The organism is Mycobacterium sp. NGS26, from assembly GCF_059813025.1.
This window is the reverse complement of sequence record NZ_JCALDU010000002.1, coordinates 537,059-552,592: the sequence shown is the minus strand read 5'-3', so window position 1 is coordinate 552,592 and position 15,534 is coordinate 537,059. Positions and strand designations below refer to the sequence as shown.

Annotated in this window: 14 protein-coding genes; 6 read left to right on the top strand and 8 right to left on the bottom strand. The window is 71.6% G+C overall.

Annotated features, from left to right (window positions below):
* Positions 1 to 42 precede the first annotated feature (42 nt).
* Entirely contained in the window at positions 43 to 750 is a 708-nt protein-coding gene (locus tag AC5Y6X_RS08880) for an LppX_LprAFG lipoprotein (protein WP_499985911.1), read from the top strand.
* Positions 747 to 2,303, top strand: a complete 1,557-nt coding sequence (locus AC5Y6X_RS08875; RefSeq protein ID WP_499985909.1) for an MFS transporter — start codon at positions 747 to 749, stop codon at positions 2,301 to 2,303. Before AC5Y6X_RS08880 ends, AC5Y6X_RS08875 begins: the two co-directional genes overlap by 4 nt.
* Here AC5Y6X_RS08875 and ribD read toward each other — a convergent pair.
* Genes ribD through fmt form a run of 4 tightly spaced genes read right to left on the bottom strand, consistent with a single transcriptional unit; the run spans position 2,300 to position 6,357 of the window.
* Entirely contained in the window at positions 2,300 to 3,325 is a 1,026-nt protein-coding gene (gene ribD, locus AC5Y6X_RS08870; RefSeq protein ID WP_499985907.1) for a bifunctional diaminohydroxyphosphoribosylaminopyrimidine deaminase/5-amino-6-(5-phosphoribosylamino)uracil reductase RibD, read from the bottom strand. The two genes, AC5Y6X_RS08875 and ribD, sit on opposite strands and share 4 nt — an antisense overlap.
* Positions 3,326 to 3,332: 7 nt before the next feature.
* Entirely contained in the window at positions 3,333 to 4,019 is a 687-nt protein-coding gene (gene rpe, locus AC5Y6X_RS08865; RefSeq protein WP_499985906.1) for a ribulose-phosphate 3-epimerase, read from the bottom strand.
* Positions 4,020 to 4,051: 32 nt separating this feature from the next.
* On the bottom strand, positions 4,052 to 5,431 hold the full coding sequence (locus AC5Y6X_RS08860; RefSeq protein ID WP_499985904.1) for an RsmB/NOP family class I SAM-dependent RNA methyltransferase: 1,380 nt from the start codon (positions 5,429 to 5,431) through the stop codon (positions 4,052 to 4,054).
* Complete coding sequence (gene fmt, locus AC5Y6X_RS08855) at positions 5,428 to 6,357, bottom strand: methionyl-tRNA formyltransferase (protein WP_499985903.1); 930 nt, start codon at positions 6,355 to 6,357, stop codon at positions 5,428 to 5,430. The genes AC5Y6X_RS08860 and fmt overlap by 4 nt, the downstream gene beginning before the upstream one ends.
* A gap of 109 nt (positions 6,358 to 6,466) precedes the next feature.
* Between fmt and AC5Y6X_RS08850 the strand changes: the two genes are divergently transcribed.
* Entirely contained in the window at positions 6,467 to 7,291 is an 825-nt protein-coding gene (locus tag AC5Y6X_RS08850) for a class I SAM-dependent methyltransferase (protein WP_499985902.1), read from the top strand.
* 12 nt (positions 7,292 to 7,303) lie between these two features.
* On the opposite strand, the gene AC5Y6X_RS08845 is transcribed toward AC5Y6X_RS08850, so the two are convergent.
* The 3 genes from AC5Y6X_RS08845 to AC5Y6X_RS08835 all read right to left on the bottom strand — a co-directional run bounded on the left by AC5Y6X_RS08845 (position 7,304) and on the right by AC5Y6X_RS08835 (position 10,726).
* Complete coding sequence (locus AC5Y6X_RS08845) at positions 7,304 to 7,783, bottom strand: MarR family winged helix-turn-helix transcriptional regulator (RefSeq protein ID WP_499985900.1); 480 nt, start codon at positions 7,781 to 7,783, stop codon at positions 7,304 to 7,306.
* Between the two features lie 168 nt (positions 7,784 to 7,951).
* Complete coding sequence (locus tag AC5Y6X_RS08840) at positions 7,952 to 9,913, bottom strand: primosomal protein N' (RefSeq protein WP_499986482.1); 1,962 nt, start codon at positions 9,911 to 9,913, stop codon at positions 7,952 to 7,954.
* Positions 9,914 to 9,988: 75 nt separating this feature from the next.
* Positions 9,989 to 10,726: a lysoplasmalogenase gene (locus AC5Y6X_RS08835; RefSeq protein WP_499986481.1), complete on the bottom strand. Its 738-nt coding sequence runs from the start codon at positions 10,724 to 10,726 to the stop codon at positions 9,989 to 9,991.
* On the opposite strand from AC5Y6X_RS08835, the gene lipI reads away from it, so the two are divergent.
* From lipI to AC5Y6X_RS08820, 3 genes are all read left to right on the top strand, one after another.
* Entirely contained in the window at positions 10,725 to 11,687 is a 963-nt protein-coding gene (gene lipI / locus AC5Y6X_RS08830) for an esterase LipI (protein ID WP_499985899.1), read from the top strand. The two genes, AC5Y6X_RS08835 and lipI, sit on opposite strands and share 2 nt — an antisense overlap.
* A gap of 21 nt (positions 11,688 to 11,708) precedes the next feature.
* The gene (locus tag AC5Y6X_RS08825) at positions 11,709 to 12,671 is read left to right on the top strand and encodes an alpha/beta hydrolase (RefSeq protein ID WP_499985897.1); all 963 of its coding nucleotides are present in this window, start codon (positions 11,709 to 11,711) and stop codon (positions 12,669 to 12,671) included.
* A gap of 83 nt (positions 12,672 to 12,754) precedes the next feature.
* Positions 12,755 to 14,233: a flavin-containing monooxygenase gene (locus AC5Y6X_RS08820; protein WP_499985896.1), complete on the top strand. Its 1,479-nt coding sequence runs from the start codon at positions 12,755 to 12,757 to the stop codon at positions 14,231 to 14,233.
* Positions 14,234 to 14,245: 12 nt separating this feature from the next.
* Here the strand turns inward: AC5Y6X_RS08820 and metK are convergent, their stop codons facing one another.
* Positions 14,246 to 15,457 carry a methionine adenosyltransferase gene (gene metK / locus AC5Y6X_RS08815; protein ID WP_324681880.1) on the bottom strand — a complete coding sequence of 404 codons (1,212 nt, stop codon included), beginning with the start codon at positions 15,455 to 15,457 and terminating at the stop codon, positions 14,246 to 14,248.
* Positions 15,458 to 15,534: the final 77 nt, after the last annotated feature.

The following is a 15,534-nucleotide window of genomic DNA, read 5'->3' as shown; positions in this document are numbered from 1 at the left end:
CGTTCTCAAGGCCGGTCTGCGGCACCCTCTACGATGCAGGGTATGCAGACTCGCCGCCGCCTAACGGCCGTCCTCGCCTCCCTAAGCCTCGCCACCGCCCTGATCGCCGGCTGTTCGTCGGGCTCCAAACCGAGCGGCGCACCGCTGCCCGACGCCGCGACACTGGTCAAGCAGTCCTCGGACACCACCAAGACCGTCAAGAGCGTGCACCTGGTGCTGTCGGTGCAGGGCACGGTAAAGGGATTGCCGATCAAGGTGCTCAACGGCGACCTCACCACCACGCCCAGCACCGCCGCGTCGGGCAATGTCCAGCTGACCCTGGCGGGCTCGGACATCGACGCCAACTTCGTGGTCTACGACTCGGTGCTGTACGCCACGCTCACGCCCAACAAGTGGAGCGACTTCGGCAAGGCCTCCGACATCTACGACGTCTCGGCGATCCTGAGCCCGGACAACGGCCTGGGCAACGTGCTGGCGAACCTCAGCAACCCCAAGGCCGAGGGCCGCGAAACCATCAACGGCCAGAACACGATTCGCATCAGCGGCAACGTCTCGGCCGACGCGGTGAACAAGATCGCGCCGCCGCTGAACGCGACGCAGCCGATGCCGAGCACCGTGTGGATCCAGGAGACCGGCGATCACCAGCTGGTCCAGGCCAACCTGCAGAAGAGCCAGGGCAACTCGGTCCAGATGACGCTGTCCAACTGGAACCAGCCGGTCACCGTCACCAAGCCCCCGGTGAGCGGATGAGCTCGGCAACGGGTCGGCGGATCGCGATCAGCGCCGGCAGCCTGGCGGTGCTGCTGGGCGCCCTGGACACCTATGTCGTGGTCACGATCATGCGCGACATCATGCGGGACGTTCACATCCCGCTGAACCAGCTGCAGCGCATCACCTGGATCGTCACGATGTACCTGCTGGGCTACATCGCCGCCATGCCGCTGCTCGGCCGGGCGTCCGACCGGTTCGGCCGCAAGCTGCTGCTGCAGGTCAGCCTGGCGCTGTTCATGATCGGCTCGATCGTCACCGCGCTCGCCGGCCAATTCGGCGACTTCCACCTGCTGGTCGGCGGCCGCACCATCCAGGGCATCGCCAGCGGCGCCCTGTTGCCGGTCACGCTCGCGCTGGGCGCCGACCTGTGGGCGCAACGCAATCGGGCCGGAGTGCTGGGCGGCATCGGCGCCGCGCAGGAGCTCGGCAGCGTGCTGGGCCCGCTGTACGGGATCTTCATCGTGTGGCTGTTCCACGACTGGCGCTACGTGTTCTGGATCAACGTGCCGCTGACCCTGATCGCGATGGCGATGATCCAGTTCAGCCTGCCGTCGCACGACCGCGCCGACAAGCCGGAGCGGATCGACCTGGTGGGCGGGTTGCTGCTGGCCGTCGCGCTGGGCCTCGCGGTGATCGGGTTGTACAACCCTCAACCCGACGGCAAGCAGCTGCTGCCGAGCTACGGGCCGCCCCTGGTGATCGGCGCGATCGCCGTCGCCGTGGTGTTCGTGATCTGGGAGCGCCTGGCGCGCACCCGGCTGATCGACCCGGCCGGGGTGCACTTCCGGCCCTTCCTGGCCGCGCTGGGCGCGTCGGTGACGGCGGGAGCGGCGCTGATGGTGACCCTGGTCGACGTGGAGCTGTTCGGCCAGGGCGTGCTGGGAATGGACCAGACGCAGGCGGCCGGGTTGCTGCTGTGGTTCCTCATCGCGCTGCCGCTCGGGGCGGTGCTGGGCGGCTGGATCGCCACCCGGGTCGGCGACCGTGCGATGACCTTCGTCGGCCTGTTGATCGCGGCCTACGGCTATTGGCTGATCCACTTCTGGCGCGAGGACGTGGCAAGCCACCAGCACAACTTCTTCGGGCTGGTGACCCTGCCCACCATGCACGCCGACCTGTTCGTCGCCGGTATCGGACTCGGCCTGGTGATCGGACCGCTGTCGTCGGCCGCGCTGCGGGTCGTCCCGTCCGCGCAGCACGGGATCGCATCGGCGGCGGTCGTGGTGGCCCGCATGACCGGCATGCTGATCGGGATGGCCGCGCTGAGCGCGTTCGGCTTCTACTCGTTCAACCACAAACTGGCCCACCTGACGGCCTCGATCCCGCCCAACGCCACCCTGATGGAAAGGGTAGCCGCCCAGGCAACCCTCTTCCTGAAAGCATTCGCCGAGATGTTCGGCGACATCTTCATGATCACCGTATGGATCTGTGTGGTGGGGGCGCTGCTGGGCCTCCTGATCGGCGGTCGCAAGGAACACGCCGGGGGACCGGAAGTTCCCGCGGAGGAGGCCGTCGCGCTCGGTGAGCGTTAGCCGGTCTGCGGCACCAGGCTGATCACCAGGTCCGGTCCCACCCGGTCGACGCCGTCGAACTGCCAGCGCAACGCCTTCGAAATGCTGGACACCCCAACGTCATCCACCGCGGCGACGGGTCCGCCGAGCAGGATCGGCGCGACGTAGGCCAGGATCCGGTTGACCACCCCGGCCCGCAGGAACGCACCCGCGAGCGTGGGTCCGCCCTCCAGCAGCACGTCGGTGCGGTCGGTCAGCGCCCTGAGGACCTCCAGGGGATCGTGGGTGCGAATCACCATGGTGCGCGAATCGTCGTTGAGAACCCTTGCCTCGGAGGGTATTTCGCGCATCCCCACCACCACGCGCAGCGGCTGTTTGTCGGCGAGCGAGCCGTCGGGCAGCCGGGCGGTCAGCGCCGGATCGTCGGCCAGCACGGTGCCGGTGCCCACCACGATCGCGTCGGCCATGGCGCGGCGCCGATGCAGATCCGCGCGCGAGGCCTCACTGGAGATCCACCGACTCGAGCCGTCGGCCGCCGCGCTGCGCCCGTCGATGCTGCTGGCGTACTTCCACGTCAGGTGCGGCAGCCCGGTGCGTTGCTTGTGCAGCCACTCGCGCAGCGGCCCGCCGGCCACCTGGTCCGCCAGCACGCCGGGCCGCACCTGCACGCCCGCCGCCGAGAGCCGGCCCGCACCGCCGCCCGCGGTCTCATTCGGGTCGGTGACCGCGTACACCACCGTCGCCACCCCGGCGTCGATCAGCGCGTTCACGCACGGAGGGGTCTTGCCGTAGTGATTGCACGGCTCCAGGGTGACGACGGCGACGCCACCGGCCGCCAGGCTGCCGGCCCGGCGCAGGGCCACCACCTCGGCGTGATCGCCGCCGGCCGGCGCGGTGCCCCCGACGCCGACCACCCGCCCGTCGGGGTCCAGGATGACGGCCCCGACCGGCGGATTCGGATAGGTGCTGCCCTTGACCCGGTTGGCCTGCTCGATGGCGAGGCGCATGGCCGACTCGACGCCGTCGACCCGTTCCGTGCTCATCGGCGGCTCATCGGCGCAGGTGCGGTGACGCGGCGCCGGCCTGTCGCCGCAACGCCTCCACCGCGGCCTCCGGGTCGGCGGCCCCGTAGACCGCGGACCCGGCGACGAAGCAGTCCACGCCGGCCTCGGCGGCCTGCTCGATGGTGTCCTTGTTGATGCCGCCGTCGATTTCGACCAGGATCGTCAGCTCCCCGGCGTCGACCATCTTGCGCACCGTGCGGACCTTGCCGAGCACGTCGGGAATGAAGTCCTGGCCGCCGAAGCCGGGCTCCACCGACATCACCAGGAACGTGTCGAAGTGGCGCAGGATCTCCAGGTAGGGATCCAGCGGGGTCTTCGGCTTGACGCTGAGCCCGGCCTTGGCGCCGGCGGCGCGGATGTCGCGGGCCACCGCGACCGGATTGTCGGTGGCCTCGGCGTGGAAGGTGACGTTGTAGGCGCCCGCCTCGGCGTACGGGGGCGCCCAGCGGTCCGGATTGTCGATCATCAGATGGCAATCCATCGGGATGTCGGTGTGGGTCAGCAGGCTCTGCACCACCGGCAGCCCGATCGTCAGGTTCGGCACGAAGTGGCCGTCCATCACGTCGACATGCAACCAGTCGGCGCCGGTCACCGCGGCCGCTTCGTCCGCGAGCCGGGCGAAGTCGGCGGCCAGAAGCGACGGCGCTATCAGGGGTCCCGTCAAGCCAGGCATGAGCGCAACACTACTGAGCCGTGCCGCGAAGCTCACGCCAGGCGGCGCAGGGCGGCGGCGAACATCGCGTCGGTGCCGTGCCGGTGCGGCCACAGCTGCGCGTACGGCCCCTCGCCGAGGTCCGCGGGTTGCAGCAGCGGCCGGGTGTCCAGCGCGCACACCGGATGACGGCGCAGCGCGTCGGCGACCACGCCGACGGTTTCGGCCAGGTGCGGCGAGCACGTCGCGTACAGCACCACGCCGCCGGGACGGGTCAGCGCGATCGCGGCGGCCAGCAGCTCGCGCTGCAGCTTCGTCAGCCCCGGCACGTCGCTCGGCTGACGCCGCCACCGGGCCTCCGGCCGCCGCCGCAACGCGCCCAGCCCGGTGCAGGGCACGTCGACGAGCACCCGGTCGAAACCCGGCTCGAGGCCGGTGTCCCGCCCGTCGACCCGCAGCACGTCGACGCCGAGCCCGCGGGTGTTCTGCTCCACCAGGTCCGCGCGGCGCGGCGACGGCTCCACCGCGGTGACCCGGGCGCCGGACTCGGCGGCCAGCCCGGCCAGCAGCGCGGTCTTGCCGCCCGGCCCGGCGCACAGGTCCAGCCACCGCCCCGCGTCGTCGTCGACCGGCGCCAGCGTCAGCGCGCGGGCCACCAACTGGCTGCCCTCGTCCTGCACCAGCGCTTCGCCGTCGCGCACCGGCGCCAGTCGCCCGGGGTCACCCCCGGGCAGGTACACCGCGTACGGCGAGTAACGGCCGACGGTGCCGCCCACCGCGTCGGCCAGCTCGGCGGCGCTCAGCGCCCCCGGGCGGGCCGCCAGATGCACCTGCGGCCGTTCGTCGTCGCTGGCCAGCAGCGCGTCGAGCTCGTTCGCCGCCGCGCCCAGCGCGTCGGCGAACGCCTGGGCGATCCACCGCGGATGCGCGCGCACGAACGCGGCGTGCCCGATCGGGTCCTTCGACCGATCCGGGGCCAGCTCGTCCACCCAGGACTTCTCGTCGCGGGCCGCGATGGTGCGCAGCACGCCGTTGACGAAACCCGCTCGCGCCGAATCGAATTCGATTCCCGCCTGTTCGACGGTGGTGGACACCGCGGCGTGCGCGTCGACCCGGGTGCGCAGCAGTTGGTAGGCGCCGAGCCGCAGCAGGTCGAGCAGCACCGGGTTGATCGCCTCCGGCGGCCTGCCGGCCGCCGCGCCGATGATCGCGTCGAGCAGGCCGCGGGTGCGGCAGGTCCCGTAGGCCAGCTCGGTGGCGAAAGCGGCGTCGCGGCCGCCGATCCCGCGTTCGCGCAGCAGCGCGGGCAGCGCGAGGTTCGCGTACGCGTCGCGCTCGCTGACGGCGCGCAACACGTCGAACGCGGCGGCGCGGGCCCGGTCGAGCGGCCGCCGCCTGCGGTTCGGCTGCCCGCGGTTCGGCTGGGGGCTCATGAGGCCCGCGCGGCGGGGTCGAGCCGGGCTCCCCGCGCCCAGTCGGCCGCGTCCATGGGTTTCTTTCCGGGCGGCTGAATCTGGCCCAGCCGCACCGGGTCCGAGCCGGTGCCGATCCACACGCTTTTGCGGTCGACGTGAATTGCGCCGGGCGGCAAGGGTTCTGGCGCGTCGCCGAGCTGGACCGGTCCGAGTTTGACGCGCAGGTCACCGATGAGCGTCCACGCGCCCGGGTGGGGCGTGACGGCGCGGATGCGACGCTCGACGACCGGCGCGGGCAAATCCCAGCGCACCCGGGCCTCCTCGACGGTGATCTTCGGTGCGATACTGACCCCCTCGGCCGGCTGCGGGCGCGGCGTCAGCGTCCCGTCGGCGATGCCGTCCAGCGTGGCCGACAGCAGCGCCGCCCCCGAAAGGGCAAGCCGCTCAAGCAGATCCCCCGCGGTATCGGTCGGCCGGATCGCCTCGGTGACGACGCCGTACACCGGTCCGGAGTCCAGGCTCGGCTCGATCCGGAACGTCGTCGCCCCGGTGATCGTGTCCCCCGCCGCGATCGCGGCCTGCACCGGTGCCGCGCCGCGCCAGGCGGGCAACAGCGAGAAGTGCAGGTTGATCCAGCCGTGCGGCGGCACCGCGAGCAGGGCGTCGCGCAGCAGCGCGCCGTAGGCCACCACCGCGCAGCACTCGGGCGCGAACTCGGCCAGTTCCGCGACGAATTCCGGCGAGTTCGGCCGCGCCGGCCGCAGCAGCGGGATCCCGCGGTCCAGCGCCTCGCGGGCGACCGGCGACGGCTGCGGCTTGCCCCGCCGGCCGGAGGCGGCGTCCGGCCGGGTCAGCACGGCGACCACGTCGTGCCGGGGCGAGTCGATGAGCCGGCGCAGCGCGGGCAGCGCGGGTTCGGGGGTTCCGGCGAAGACGAGACGCACCGGCCCAGTCTAGGAAGGCCGCCCGCGGCCGAGTGGCGCCCACACTATTGATCATGCATACTATTTCCAATGGGCACATTCGGGCGGCCCTGCACCCCTAGGAGGTCTGATGACTCTGGACACCGCCATCGGAGGCGACCACACCGTGGCCGCCACGCACCGCACCACGTGGGCGCTGGGCGACTACGCCCTGATGGCCGAGGAGGTGATGGCACCACTCGGCCCAATCCTGGTGTCCGCCACGGGTATTGGGCCGGGCGTCCGGGTGCTGGACGTGGCGGCCGGCTCGGGCAACATCTCGCTTCCCGCCGCCGGGGCGGGCGCCGACGTCGTCTCCACCGACCTCACGCCGGAGCTGCTGGAGCGGTCCCGGGCGCGGGCGGAAGCCCAGGGATTGACGCTGGACTACCGGGAGGCCAACGCGCAGGCCCTGCCGTTCGGCGACGGGGAATTCGACACGGTGGTCTCCGCGATCGGCGTGATGTTCGCCGCCGACCATCAGCGCGCGGCCGACGAGCTGGTCCGGGTCTGCCGGCCGGGCGGGACGATCGGGCTGATCAGCTGGACCGCGGAAGGGTTCTTCGGCCGGATGCTGGCCACCATCAGGCCGTATCGGCCCACCCTGTCGCCGGCCGTACCCCCGGCGGCGCTGTGGGGGCGCGAGGGCTACATCGCCGCGCTGCTGGGAGATCGGGTCGGCCGCGTCGAAACCAGGCGTGGCGCATTGCCGGTGCACCGGTTCGACACCGCCGAGGCCGTGCACGACTACTTCAAGAAGCACTACGGCCCCACCATCGAGGCCTACGCGAACATCGGCCACAATCGGGTGCTGACCGCCGAGCTCGACGCCCAATTGATCGAGCTCGCAAGACAATACCTCGACGGCGGCACCATGCAGTGGGAGTACCTGCTGCTCGTCACGAACAGGCGGTGAGCCCCACCCGGCTCAGATGTCGACGTCCAGATGGACGTCGGGCTCGCCGCCGGCGGCGGTGAACGCCGTCAGCGCCCGCACCAGTCCGTGCCGCTCCGGCGGCGGCATCTTCTCCACGATGGTCGCGATTTCGGCGCGCCGGCAGGCGGTGACACGGCTGACGACGTCGCGGCCGCGCTTGGTCAGCGCGGCGAGCAACTCGCGCCGCGACGTGGGGTGTGGCAGGCGGTCGATCAGCCCGGCGGCGACGAGCCGATCCACCATCCGCCCGGTGGCCGACGGCTGCACCCCCAGCAGGCCGGCCAGCGTGGCCAGGTTGACCGGACCCCGATTGGACAGGATGACCAGCGTCCGGAACTGCGGAATGGTGATGGTCTCGTCGACCTGCCCGATGGAGCGGGCCGAGATGGCCACCAGCAGCCGGGAAGCCGTCAGCAACGCATCGGTGATCACGTCCAGCGACTCGTCGGCGGCCGTCGCGTCCGGTGCCATCGTGCCCCCTTCTCCCGGACCTCGCTCCGGGCCGTGCGGGCCAAAGAAAAGCCAAAGACAAGAATGTAACAGCGTCCAATATCGTAAGCATGGATTATTGCCTACGCACACTGTCGCCATCGGTCGCCCATGAGATGCGTTGCGGGGCAAGCGCCAGACCGCCCGGGATTAGCCGATGTGCAGCGGGTCCATCTGCACCCGCACCGGCTCGTGGGTTTGCCGCGCGCTGAGCACCCCGACGGCGCGCCGCAGGCTCGCCGCCAGCGCCAGGCCCTGCTCCCGGGGCACCCGCACCAGCATCCGGGTCACCGCCGCACCGGCGGGACTGCCGGCCGGACGGCGCACCCCCGGCGGCAGGTCCACCGGACCCAGCAGCTCGGCCCCGTCGGGTAGCTCGACCTCGTCCAGCAACGCCGCCGTGGCGCCCGCCGTTCCGTCGATGGCCGCCATGTGCACGCTGGGCGGCAGGCCGACCTCCGTCCGCGCGGTCAACTCGGCGTCCGCATGCCCCACCGGATCCCAGCGGATCAGCGATTGCACTGTGGGAATTGACGATTCGGCGACCACCGTGACCACGCCGCCATCGCCGCGGCCGCGCACCAGCGCGGCCGCGCTCATCCAGCGCCACAGCGCGTCCTCGGCCGCGCGCAGATCCTGCCGGCCCAGCAGCGCCCAGGTGTCCAGCAGCAGCGCCGCCCCGTACCCGCCCGGCGCGACGGGTTCGGCGCCCGGGGTGGCAACGACCAGGGCGGGGCGCGCCGCGACCTCCGCCACGACGGCGTCGCCGGCCGACGTGATGACCGGCGTGCCGGCGAACGCGCGGCCCAGCTCCTCGGCGGTGCGCCGCGCGCCCACCACCACGGCCCGCACCGTGTCGGATCCGCACCGCGCGCAGCGCAGCGCGGGTTCGGCGCGGCCACACCAGCGGCAGACGGCGGCCATTGCCGGCCCTTGGCCGGCGCCGTCCTGCAGCGCCAGCGGACCGGTGCAGTGCCGGCACCGGGCGATGGTGCGGCAGCGTCCGCAGGCCAGCGAGGGCACGTATCCGCGCCGCGGCACCTGAACGAGCACCGGCGCCCCGGCCTGCAGCGACGCGCGGGCGGCGCGCAGCGCGATGGAGGGGATCCGCGCGGTGCGCGCCGCCGGGTCGCGTTCGTCGGCATAGCCGGTGTCGTCCAGGGCCACCACCCGCGGGGTGCGGGCGCGCACCACCGGCCGCGCCGCCACGATGTCGTGCGCCCATCCGCCGCGCACCAGCGCCTGCGCCTCGGCGGTGCGGGCGTAGCCGCCGATCAGCGCCGCGCACCGCGCCTGATGCGCGCGCAGCATCGCCACCTCCCGGGCGTGCGGATACGGGGCCCGCGGCTCGGCGAGGCTGTCGTCGGCGTCGGCCCAGATCATGACCAGGCCCAGGTCGGGCAGCGGCGCGAACACCGCGCTGCGGGTGCCGATCACCAGCCGGGCGCGACCGCGCAGCGCGGCGAGCCAGCGCCGGTAGCGCGCGGCGGGTCCCAGGCCCGCGGACAGCGCGACCACCCCGCGTTCGTCGATCCGGGCCGTCGCGGACCGCCACAGCGCGTCCAGGTCGCGCTGATCGGGCACGATCGCCAGCACGCTGCGCCCGGCGCGGATGGTTTGGGCGGCGGCCTCGGCGAACCGGTCCGCCCACGACTCGCCGGGCAGCGCCTGCCAGACCGCGCGCGCGGCGCGCGACTCGGTCAGGGCGGCCAGGAACTGCCCGCCGCGGCCGTAGAGCTCCCAGCCCGACGGGTCGACGGGGCCCGGCGGCGCCGGGTCCAGCGCCGCCGCCGCTTCTTCGCGCTCCACCCTGGCGTGCCTGGCCGGCACCGCCAGGCGCAGCACGTCCGGCCGCGTGCCGGCGTACCGCGCCGCCACCGCGTCGACCAGCCGGCGGATCTCGGCGGTGAGCACCGGCTCGGGCGACACGACCCGGTCAAGCCAACCCAGCTTGCCGGTGTGGTCGGTGTCGTTGCGGCGCTCCAGCACAAACCCGTCGACCAGCCGGCCGTGGAACCGCACCCGCACCCGCACCCCGGGCTGGGCGTCGTCAGACTGCTCGGCCGACACCAGGTAGTCGAATTCGCGATCCAGGTGCGGCACCGACAGCATCGGCAGCACCCTGGCGATGGGCTCTATGACGGGTGTGCGCGGGTTACCGGTCACGGTGCCTCGCGAAATATGTTGCTAGCCTTGGCTTTCAATGTCCTCGGGGGCTTCGGCGAGTTCGGGCCGCCCGAAGAAGAAGCCGGCCGTGATCAGGATCTGGGCCGCGGCATACGACCACCAGATCGGCACCGCCAGCGCCTCGTTGCCCAGGATGAACCGGCCGATCGCGATCATCGCGTCCGACGCCGCGAAACACAGCGCCCCGACGGCGGTCCAGATCGTCGGCAGCTCCGCCAGCAGCGCCGTGCACACCATCGCGGTCAGCACGACGATGTAGGCCGTCACCGCGATCTTGTCGTGGCCCAGGTGCGGCCAGAACCAGGCCAGCAGCGACGCCGTCGCCAGCACCGTCACGACGGCGGCGCCGGCGCGCGGGCGCGACGGGGCGTGCCGGGTCGCCAGCGGGAGCAGCACACCCAGAAAGCACAGGTGCGCCAGCAGGAACGCGCCCAGCCCGAGCACGAATGACTGCGCCCACCAAGGGATTGCCAGCAGCCAGTCGCCGACGGCCGACAACAGCAGCGCCGGCATCAACCAGCGGCGCTCGCGGACTATCGCGTGCGCGACCGCGGCGGCGGTCAGCAGCAACGCCATCGACGCCTTGAACGGCGGCTGCAGGACCCAATGCCCGGTCAGCTCGGCCCCGGGCGGCGAGCGCAACGCGATCACCGTCAGGTAGACGCCGTAGGCCAGCCCCGCCCAGCCCGCCACCACCCAAGCCCCCAGCACCAGGCGGGATGCGTACGGTACCTCCATGCCCAACTTGGACAGGAAAGCCCCTGCGATCGACCCCATCCTGACGAAGGTACTGGATGCGGTTCCGTTCCGGCTATCCGCCGACGACGGCGTCCACGCTGCGCGGCAGCGCTTCCGCCGCCTGCCGCGCCGGCCCGTGCACCCCGAACTGCGCGTCGAGGACCGGACCATCGACGGACCGGCGGGCCCCATCGGCATCCGGATCTATTGGCCACCAACCGATCCCGAAGGCGGCCCGCATCCCGTCGTCGTGTATTTCCACGGCGGCGGTTTTGTCATCGGCGACCTCGACACCCACGACGGGTCGTGCCGCCAGCACGCGGTGGGCGCCGACGCGATCGTGGTGTCGGTGGACTACCGGCTGGCGCCCGAGCACCCCTACCCCGCCGCGGTCGAAGACGCTTGGGCCGCAACGCTTTGGGTCGCCGGCCACGGCGCCGAGCTCGGCGCCGACACCGCCCGGATGGCCGTGGCCGGCGACTCGGCGGGGGGAACGATCGCGGCGGTGACGGCCCAACGCGCCCGCGACGATCGCGATACGGCGGGGCCGGCGTTGGTGTTTCAGCTGCTGTGGTATCCGTCCACGATGTGGGACCCGTCGCTGCCGTCGTTCGCCGAGAACGCCGCGGCGCCGATCCTCGACGTGCGGGCCGTCGCGTCGTTCTCCCGTTGGTACGCGGGCGAACTCGACCCGTCCGACCCGCCGCCGGGGCTGGCGCCGGGGCGGGCGAAGAACCTGACCGGCCTGGCGCCGGCCTACATCGGCGTCGCCGGCCACGACCCGCTGCGCGACGACGGCATCGCCTACGGCGAGCTGCTGGCCGCGGCCGGCGTGCCCGTCGAGGTGCACAACGCCGAGACGCTGGTGCACGGCTACCTCGGCTACGCGGGTGTGGTGCCCGCGGCCACGGCCGGGCTGGACCGCGGGCTGGCGGCGCTGCGGCGTGCGCTGCACCGGTAGGCCCGCGGGTACGGTGTAGCCATGATCGACCCGACCCTCGCCCGACCAGGCATCGATCCGACGTTCAAGGCGTTGCTCGACACCTTCCCGTTGACGTTCACCGCGGCCGACGGCGTCGAGGTCGCCCGCGCGCGCCTCAAGCAGCTCCAGGTGCCCCCGGAACTGCTGCCGGACATGCGGGTCGAGCAGCGCACGATCCGTCACGGCGAGCTCGCCGACATCCCCGTCCGCATCTACTGGCCGCCCGACGCCGATTCACCCTCGCCCGTCGTCGTCTTCTATCACGGCGGCGGCTTCGCGCTGGGCGACCTGGACACCCACGAGCCGGTCGCCCGCGCGCACGCCGCCGGCGCCCGGGCCATCGTGGTGTCCGTCGACTACCGGCTCGCCCCGGAGCACCCGTTCCCCGCCGCCGTCGACGACTCCTGGGCCGCGCTGCAATGGGTCGCCGAGCACGCCGAGGAGCTGGGCGGCGACCCGGACCGGATCGCGGTCGCCGGCGACTCGGCGGGCGGCAACCTGGCCGCGGTCGTGACGCACCTGGCCCGCGACAACGCCGGGCCCGAGCTGGCGTTCCAGCTGCTGTGGTACCCGGTGGTCACCGCCGACCTGTCGCTCCCGTCGTTCATCGAGAACGCCGACGCGCCGATCCTGGACCGCGACGTCATCGACGCCTTCCTGAGCTGGTACCTGCCCGACATCGACATCGCCGATCCCACCGCGCTGCCGGTCACCCTGGCCCCCGCCAACGCCGAGGACCACTCCGGGCTGCCGCCCGCCTACATCGGGACCGCCGAACACGATCCGCTGCGCGACGACGGCGCCCGCTACGCCGAGCTGCTCAACGCCGCGGGCGTGCCCGTCGAGCTGAGCAACGAGCCGACGCTGGTGCACGGTTACGCCAGCTTCGCCCTCGCGATCCCCGCGGCCGCCGACGCCACCAGCCGCGGGCTGGCGGCGCTGAAGAAGGCGCTGCACCCCTAAGCGCCGCGCTATCCTGTGGACCTCGGGACAACGCTGACCCTACGGCCGAAGAACGGGGTGCACGTGATCGGAAAGCCGCGCAGATGAACCCCGACTACGACACCCTGATCGTCGGCGCCGGATTCTCCGGGATCGGCGCGGCGATCAAGCTCGACAAGGCGGGACTGTCCAACTACCTCATCGTCGAGGCGGGCGACGGCGTGGGCGGCACCTGGCACTGGAACACCTATCCCGGTATCGCCGTGGACATTCCGTCCTTCTCGTACCAGTTCTCCTTCGAACAGAGCCCGCGCTGGTCGCGAACCTACGCGCCCGGCCGCGAGCTGAAGGCCTACGCCGAACACTGCGTCGACAAGTACGGCCTCCGGTCGCGGATCCGGTTCGACACCAAGGTGCTTTCCGCCGAGTTCGACGACGAGCTCTCGCTGTGGCGGGTGCAGACCGACCCCGGCGGCGAACTCACCGCCCGGTTCTTGATCAGCGCCAGCGGCGTGCTGACGGTGCCGAACCTGCCCGACATCGACGGCGTGGACTCCTTCGCCGGCATTACCATGCACACCGCGCGCTGGGACCACACCCAGGACCTCGCCGGCAAGCGCGTCGCCGTCATCGGCACCGGCGCGTCGGCCGTCCAGGTGATCCCCGAGATCGCCCCGATTGTCAAGCAGCTCACCGTCTTTCAGCGCACCCCGATCTGGTGCTTCCCGAAGCTGGACGTGCCGCTGCCGGCGCCGATGCGCGCGGCGATGCGCATCCCCGGCGGCAAGCTCGTGCAGCGGCTGATCACCCAGGCCTTCGTCGAGGTGACCTTCCCGATCGCGGTGCAATACTTCACCGTGTTTCCGGTGGCCAAGAGGATGGAGCGGGCCGGGCTGCGCTACCTGCGTCAGCAGGTGCACGACCCGACGGTGCGCGAGCAACTCACCCCGCGCTACGCCGTGGGCTGCAAGCGGCCGGGCTTCCACAACACGTATCTGGCCACGTTCAACCGGGACAACGTGCGGCTGGTGACCGAACCCATCGACAAGGTCACGCCGTCCGCGGTGGCCACCACCGACGGCGAGAACCACGAGATCGATGTGCTGATCCTGGCGACCGGCTTCAAGGTGATGGACACCGACAACGTCCCGACCTTCGCGGTCACCGGAAGCGGCGGTGAGTCGCTGAGCCGCTTCTGGGACGAGCATCGCCTGCAGGCCTACGAGGGTGTCAGCGTTCCCGGTTTCCCCAACATGTTCACCGTGTTCGGGCCCTACGGCTACGTCGGGTCGTCGTATTTCGCGCTGATCGAGACGCAGACCCATCACATCGTGCGGTGCCTGAGGCAAGCCCGGCGCCGGGGCGCGACGCGTGTCGAGGTCACCGAGGAGGCCAACGACCGCTACTTCGCCGAGATGATGCGCAAGCGGCACCGGCAGATCTTCTGGCAGGACAGCTGCCGGCTGGCCAACAGCTACTACTTCGACAAGAACGGCGACGTGCCGCTGCGCCCGGCCACCACGCTGCAAACCTATTGGCGCAGCAGGTTTTTCGACCTCGACGACTACCGGTTCACCGCTTAGCGCGAGCGCAACCTAAATCGCGCGCTTGAGCTCATCGACCATGTTGAGCTGCTCCCACGGCAGCTCGATGTCGGTCCGGCCGAAGTGCCCGTAGGCCGCGGTCTGCGCGTAGATCGGGCGCAGCAGGTCCAGGTCGCGGATGATCGCCCCGGGCCGCAGATCGAACACCTCGGGCACGATCTTCTCGATCTTGACCGGGTCGACGATCGCGGTGCCGAACGTCTCGATGAACAGCCCGACCGGGGCGGCCTTGCCGATCGCGTAGGCCACCTGCACCTCGACCCGCTCCGCCAGCCCCGCGGCGACGATGTTCTTGGCCACCCAGCGCATCGCGTACGCCGCCGAGCGGTCCACCTTGGACGGATCCTTGCCGGAGAACGCGCCGCCGCCGTGGCGGGCCCAGCCGCCGTAGGTGTCGACGATGATCTTGCGCCCGGTCAGGCCCGCGTCGCCCATCGGACCGCCGAGGACGAACTTGCCGGTCGGGTTGACCAGCACCCGGGTCGACGACGCGTCCAGGGTCTCGTGGGCGAGCTCGTCGAGCACGGTCTTGAGCACGTGCCGGCGGATGTCGGGGTCCAGCGTCTTCTCCAGGTCGATGTCGGCCGCGTGCTGGGTGGAGACGACGACGGTGTCCAGGCGCACCGGAACGTCGTCCTCGTATTCGATGGTGACCTGGGTCTTGCCGTCGGGACGCAGGTAGGGCAGCGTCCCGTTCTTGCGGACCTCGCTCAGCTTGCGCGACAGCCGGTGGGCCAGCGCGATGGGAAGCGGCATCAGCTCCGGGGTGTCGGCGATCGCGTAGCCGAACATCAGGCCCTGGTCGCCGGCGCCCTGGGTGTCCAGCGGGTCCTGCTCGCCCTCGACGCGCGCCTCGTAGGCGGTGTCGACGCCCTGCGCGATGTCGGGCGACTGCGCGCCGATGCCGATGTTCACCCCGCACGTCAGGCCGTCGAAGCCCTTGTCCGACGAGTCGTAGCCGATGTCCAGGATGCGCGCCCGCACGGTGTTGGTGATATCCGCGAACGCCTCCTTCGCCGTCGTCGTCACCTCGCCCACGACGTGCACCTGCCCGGTGGTCACCAGCGTCTCGACCGCGACACGTGAGCGGGGGTCCTCCGCCAGGAGCGCGTCGAGGACCGAGTCGCTGATGGCGTCACAGATCTTGTCGGGATGTCCCTCGGTCACCGACTCACTGGTAAACAGCCGACCCTTCTCGCTCACTCTGTCATCCTTCCGGTCCACATCAGTTAGTTAGACAAATTATTTTAAACGTTTCCGGCTGGCCCGGCCGGGTCGGG